This window comes from Microbacterium sp. (genome assembly GCF_052102115.1).
GTDB lineage: Bacteria > Actinomycetota > Actinomycetes > Actinomycetales > Microbacteriaceae > Microbacterium.
Map to the genome: position 1 here is coordinate 1 of NZ_JBQDVP010000091.1, position 5,696 is coordinate 5,696.

The 5,696-nt window shown below is 61.2% G+C and carries 7 protein-coding genes; 5 read left to right on the forward strand and 2 right to left on the reverse strand.

What is annotated here, in order from left to right:
* Nucleotides 1-256 precede the first annotated feature (256 nt).
* The 4 genes from ACTICP_RS15605 (at nucleotide 257) to ACTICP_RS15620 (ending at nucleotide 3,186) form a co-directional block, all read left to right on the forward strand.
* Nucleotides 257-871, forward strand: a complete 615-nt coding sequence (locus tag ACTICP_RS15605; RefSeq protein WP_140403523.1) for a hypothetical protein — start codon at nucleotides 257-259, stop codon at nucleotides 869-871.
* Nucleotides 868-1,263 carry a hypothetical protein gene (locus ACTICP_RS15610; RefSeq protein WP_087054737.1) on the forward strand — a complete coding sequence of 132 codons (396 nt, stop codon included), beginning with the start codon at nucleotides 868-870 and terminating at the stop codon, nucleotides 1,261-1,263. Before ACTICP_RS15605 ends, ACTICP_RS15610 begins: the two co-directional genes overlap by 4 nt.
* A 254-nt stretch (nucleotides 1,264-1,517) precedes the next feature.
* A complete protein-coding gene (locus tag ACTICP_RS15615; RefSeq protein ID WP_441893921.1) occupies nucleotides 1,518-2,006 on the forward strand; it encodes a PDDEXK nuclease domain-containing protein in 489 nt (162 codons plus the stop codon).
* Between the two features lie 199 nt (nucleotides 2,007-2,205).
* Entirely contained in the window at nucleotides 2,206-3,186 is a 981-nt protein-coding gene (locus ACTICP_RS15620) for a GNAT family N-acetyltransferase (RefSeq protein WP_249268565.1), read from the forward strand.
* A 123-nt stretch (nucleotides 3,187-3,309) separates the two neighbouring features.
* Here the strand turns inward: ACTICP_RS15620 and ACTICP_RS15625 are convergent, their stop codons facing one another.
* Together ACTICP_RS15625 and ACTICP_RS15630 are read right to left on the reverse strand one after the other, a co-directional pair.
* The gene (locus ACTICP_RS15625) at nucleotides 3,310-4,104 is read right to left on the reverse strand and encodes a hypothetical protein (protein ID WP_441893924.1); all 795 of its coding nucleotides are present in this window, start codon (nucleotides 4,102-4,104) and stop codon (nucleotides 3,310-3,312) included.
* Nucleotides 4,094-4,657: an RNA polymerase sigma factor gene (locus tag ACTICP_RS15630; RefSeq protein WP_441893926.1), complete on the reverse strand. Its 564-nt coding sequence runs from the start codon at nucleotides 4,655-4,657 to the stop codon at nucleotides 4,094-4,096. Before ACTICP_RS15630 ends, ACTICP_RS15625 begins: the two co-directional genes overlap by 11 nt.
* A 166-nt stretch (nucleotides 4,658-4,823) precedes the next feature.
* Here ACTICP_RS15630 and ACTICP_RS15635 point away from each other — a divergent pair, with 166 nt between their 5' ends.
* Nucleotides 4,824-5,585 (forward strand): hypothetical protein, encoded by a 762-nt coding sequence (locus ACTICP_RS15635; RefSeq protein ID WP_441893928.1) that lies wholly within the window; start codon nucleotides 4,824-4,826, stop codon nucleotides 5,583-5,585.
* Nucleotides 5,586-5,696: the final 111 nt, after the last annotated feature.

The following is a 5,696-nucleotide window of genomic DNA, read 5'->3' on the forward strand; positions in this document are numbered from 1 at the left end:
CATGGCTTATGAGACAGCTCGGCCTTCAATGCGCGGTGGTTCGCATCGACCTACCGCGCATCGTTGCGATTTCCTCGGGGTAAGAGCTAGAGCGCTCGGCACGGTCAGTTTTGGCACTAGGCCGTGTTGATTAAGTCGGCTTTGGTCCAGATCAGGGTGCTGGCGAGGGTGATCGCGGTGCAGTTGGCTATACCCCTGGCAAGAGTCGCCCGCACGGTGTAGCGTCGCTGGCTCATGTGAAAGCGAAGGAGAGATGATGAAAACGAAGCTGAGGCTCACCGCTGTCGCCGCCCTCACTCTGGCGTTGGGTGTGCTGTCGAGCACCCCGGCTCTAGCGGCATCGAACGATGCCGCACCACCGGATGGTCAATGGGTCGCATATGAACAGATTCCAGAGGTCGCAAGTTCTCTGGGAGAGGTTGCCGCGCCGTCAGCACAAGATGCCTCCGGTGTGAGCGCGCTGGCAAATGGATGCGCAGCGGGTACGGAGAACTACCCGTCCGCCCCGAGATTCAACTGTTTGAGTGTCACCCTGGACGGCTCAGGAGAGAAGGTCGTGCTGCGGCAGGGAGCGAGCGGCGCGTTCGGCTACCTACATGCCCTCCTGGATCACAATGCTGACCAGCAGACGATTGAACACGTCATCAGCAACAACGCGGGCGGCTACCTGCAGCCCAACGGTCGGTACCTCTACGGCATGGGATACCTGAGCGAGGACGGTATCGAAATCCTCGTAGAAGTGATTCAGGAACGGGATTCCAGTGCCGATAGCCCGGATCCCTACGAACTCGGGGTTATCACGGCGTACTGCAAAGACTCGCCTGGCGCACCGACACGAACCTGCCCTCAGTGGGTCAACGATCAGCTGTGATCCCTAATGAGCACGCCTCCCCAGGCGAGGCCTTCGTCTGGTACGCGCTGAATCACTGGGGCACGGGCCCGGGCAAGCTCCTCCCGGCAGACGCCTCGCCGGGGTGGCACTCATACTCCGATCTGGGACAGGCCACTTTCACTGATCGGTTGCAACTCGAGGCAGCGGCCGAGGTCGCCACCGTGGTCACGTTGGTGTTTGTCCAACGAACACGGCGGCTTGTCGTGGTTGGCACGGTCGAAGCGGGAATGCCCGCCTCGACCGTGCTCGAATCCCTATGGCAAGCCCTTACGCCACTTGCGGAGAACCAGACGGAATGGAACGTACAAACGACCCGCGTCGATGCGGACACCTATCTCCTCCACCCCGACATTTGGCCAGCAACGGCATGAACCCACCCGCAAGCTAGGAGAACCCGCGAATCGCTCGAAGGCGGGTCGGGACTCCGTACCAACCTGACGCCGAGGGACCTGCGAGCAGCGACCAGGAACTGCGGGATTGGTACGCCGGGCAAACCGCTACACATGGGTGGACCCGTGGCACGCTTGAGCACCACATCAAGACCACCGAACACCTGCGCTTCGGCGGAGCGCCAACGAACTTCGATCGCATTCTGGCGCCCGGAGCGTCCGAGCTCGCACAGCAGATGACAAAGGATCCTTACGTCTTTGACTTCCTCCGCATTGAGCCTGGGCACGCAGAGCGCGAGCTCGAGCAAGCGCTCGTGGAACGCATCATCGAGACGCTCGGTGAGTTAGGCAGTGGGTTCAGTTTCGTCGGGCGGCAAATTCCCTTCGACGTGGACGGCGACGAGTTCTTTGTCGACCTCCTGTTCTTCCACGTAGAGCAGCTGCGCTACGTCGTCGTCGAGCTGAAGGTCGGTAAGTTCAAACCCGAGTACGTCGGACAGCTCGGATTCTACGTCGAGCTTGTAGAGGACCAGTTGCGCCGGCCCGCGCATGCAGCGACCGTCGGTCTCTTGCTGTGCATTGATAAGAATGACCGAGTGGTGCGGTACGCCCTCGCAGGCAGCAACCATCCGATCGCGATCGCCAGCTACGACCTCCTCCCTCCAGCTGAGCAGGCGGTACTTCCATCTGAGGCCGAGCTGCAGCGTGCGCTCGATAACCCCTGAATAACTCACGCAACAACCTGTTGCGTGTACGGCCGATGGTCGCGAACGGTCTAATGGCGCGCGGCGGTTCGCTCATTCATATGAGATCCCATGTCGGCGTGGGTTCGCTCTATCGAGGCACGGTGCGGGCACCTTCCAACACGGGATCTGGGAGAATACACACCTGTGCCGTCGTCGCCGTCGAGTAGGTGAAAGTCGTGTGATCCCCGATATGAGTTTGCGTGTGGAAGTCGTCGATCGAGCGGATGTCCGCCAGCTCCTCCAGTGGAATCGCGTGCTACGCGATGGGTATGCGGTCGGTCGTCAGCAGGTCTGGTTCCGTAGCGATGATGCAACGCTTGCTCAGTTTCAGGATCCGCACCCGGCACGCACCTCGGCACTACTTATTGCCAAAATCGGCGACGTGCCGGTCGGCGCGGCCGAAGCGAGCGTCGATCCGGACGAGCCTGCAGAGGTGGAGGTCGCTGTCCTGGACGGCTTCCGACGACGTGGCGTTGGCCGGATGCTGCTTGATGCCGTGCGCGACACGCTACGAGGCACGGCCACCATCTTGCGTACCGAAACCTATTCCGATGCTGGCGTGACGTTCGCTCGCGCCGAAGGGCTGAACATCGGTATCCGAGAAAGTCGACAGATGGTTGAACTTCCTCTCTCGACAGCACAACTTGCCGCGTTTCCGGACGCGCCTGCCGGGATCAACCTCCGCTCCTGGTGCGGGCGCTGTCCCGACGAGGTTGTAGAGGACTGGGCCGAGCTACGGGCGCGAATGTCTGACGACGTTCCGATGGGCGACCTGAGCCGGAGTCCGGCGAGCGTAGATGTTGACGCGGTGCGTCGCAATGAGCGACGCATGCACGATCAGGGCTACCTCCTGGTGCGAAGTCTGGCATGCACGAACGGCGACGGTATCGGCTACACCGAGATTCTCCTCTCGCGTTCAGATCCGGAGATCGTGAACCAGGATGACACTTTCGTCGACAAGAACTTTCGCGGTCGAGGCATTGGCCGAGCGCTGAAGGCTGCCAATCTTCGGCTGCTCATGAGCGTGCCCGAAAGTGCGGAATCCCGATCCCTGCAGACCTACACAGCGCTGACCAATGAGCCGATGCTCGCGCTCAACAGGTCCGTCGGCTTCCACGGAGTGGACACACTCACGGTGCTGGAGGGGCCGCTGGGCTGAGGAACTCGGGTGCGTTGGCATGTCGCCCGTCCGTCGGCGAGGAGTTACACGATGTGTCTCGTAACCTCGGTGTCTCGTAACCCATGCGTTATGAGGCGGCTTGATCTTGCAACTGCGGGTGAGCTACTGGTTCGATCCCTGCCATGCGCGGTCGACTTGGGCAAACTCTTGCGCGTAGCAGCGCCCTTCGGCACCTGATGTGACGGAAGCGCCGGAATTGACGTACGTGATGATGGTGCCGGACGTGTTGATAGCGTCCACCGGGTATCCGGCCGCGACCATGCAATCGGCATAGCGATCGAACTGTGCGCGGTATTCCTCTTCACTTACTTCGCCGTCCGCCATTACCGCGACCTGCTCGGGTGACGGGTCTTCAGGGATGGGCGGGGCTGTCCATGAGGCCCAGGCGATGTACCGGTCGCTGTCCTCGGCGGAGACGGCCAACGTATGCTCGGGGGCGGCCTTCACGCTAAAGATTCCTCCCCCGATGGAGGCGGCCGCGGAAGCGGCATCACAGGCGATGGTCATCGCTGGCTGATCATCGAGTACGAGGTTGTAGGTTCCCGGATCTTTGCAATGGAAGGCGACCGTCACTTCCACAGCGCCGGCGGGTTGCGCACCCAGAGATTCAACAATGCTACCTTCGTCCTCGATGACCAACGGCTCGCCGAACAACTGGGTATCGCGTTGGACGAGAACATCCATCAGATGGTCGATCGTTACTGGCGGGTGGTCGTCGGGAGCGGTGAGTGCGGCGGCGGAGACTGCTCCGGTGAGTGCCCCTGCGAGAGCGAAAGCTCCGATCGGCGCGAGGAAGTTCCGACGGCGCTTGGGTTGCACGGGGGCAGCTGTCGCGGTGGCGACGAGCATGCGGCGCAGTTCAGCGTCACGTTCGCTTGAGGGCATTTCAGAGGACATTGTTCACACCTTCCGGCCGTAGTGCGCTGGCTGATTCGTCGATCGCGGCGCGTAGTCTCTCTTTGGCACGTGACAGGCGCGATTTGATCGTGCCGACTCGGACACGCATCAGTCGGGCTGCGTCTTCTGTGCTGACGTCTTCGATCACGCAGAGTGTGAGAACTTCCTGGTCGAGCGGAGAGAGTTCTTTCATCGCAGTCATCGCTTCGCCGTCATCGAATAGGTCGGCGTGATCCGACTGAACTGGGCCGGCAGGAAGCCGACGTAACGCTGCGTTGTGTCGGCGCGAGGAGCGTCTGAGGTTGTTCGCTGTAAAGGTGGCCGTTCGAAGGAGCCAGGGCAACATCGAACCGTCAACAAACGTGATGTGGTCCCTTTTGCGCCATGCCTCAAGGAATGTCACGGCCACAACATCGTCGGCATCAGACCACGAAGGAGCCAGACCGCGAGAGTGCCGATAAACACGCGCACGATGACGATCGAAGAGCACCCCGAAGGCGTCTCCGTCGCCGCTGAGTGCCGCGGCCCAAACGTCTTCGTCAATGGCGCTCATACTATGTAGTGTCCGCGACAGACGAAAAGGTTCCCGCCGACACGCACTTACCGTTATGTCCGAGCTAAAGCAGACCGAACAGCTGCTCGCACGGTTGCGGAGGGCACCGGGTGACGGGCATGAGACGATTCCGCGTCCCATCTTTTCGGGCAGGTAGAGTCCGACCATGGACGACGTGGATCGCAGGAACCTGTTTCAGCGCGTACAGATCATGAAGGCTCTGCTGGCCGCAGTGGAGAACCCCGCGAAGCTGCTTGAGGTGTGCGCCGCGATAACTGGCGATCGCACAAGTGCCGTTGAACACATTGCTGACGCGTTCCAGTTCACTGAGCTCCAAGCATCGGCGGTGCTCGACATGCAGATTCGCCGGTTCACACCCCAACAGACTCAGCTGCTTCGCAACGAGCTTTCTGAATGCGCGGAGCATCTCGCCGAGCAGCTGATCGTCCACACAGGTGCTCGAGTCGCCGCATTCGGACACTTGGAAAGAGGCGCACCTGACCGCCTTACTCTCTGGGTAGCGTTTCCCTGGGATCCGCTTCGCTGGCCGTATCGGACGACCGGCGGTGACATACCCGTCGAACGTGCGGACCCATCCAACAGCGAAGTCACTGCCGGACTGGTGCGGGTGGAAGGTGTCTGGACTGGAAAGTCGATCACCCAAGCAACGGTGGAGTCGGTCGGTACCGCCCCGGTTGCAGCCTTACCTTTTGGCGTCGGTGAAGCGACACCTGCGGAACTCGGAGCAGATAAATTCGTCGAGATCTCAAGCAGGCTCACGCAAACGGGCGCTGCACCCTTCCTGGGCGGAGGCGGCACCGCCGAGGCGATGTGGCAACACGTCCTGTATATGACACCTGAGCTCGTCGACGCGTGCAAGGGCCTTTCTGCGCGAGCCAACGTCTTCCCAGCTATCTCGCCGGCGTAGCAGCGGCCTCTGTTAGCTTCATCAGCGCGGACGACCGATCAGCGTCAACGTCACCGGCATGTTCCGATTCCACAAAGTGTCTCGTAACCTCAGTGTCTCGTAACCCATGGG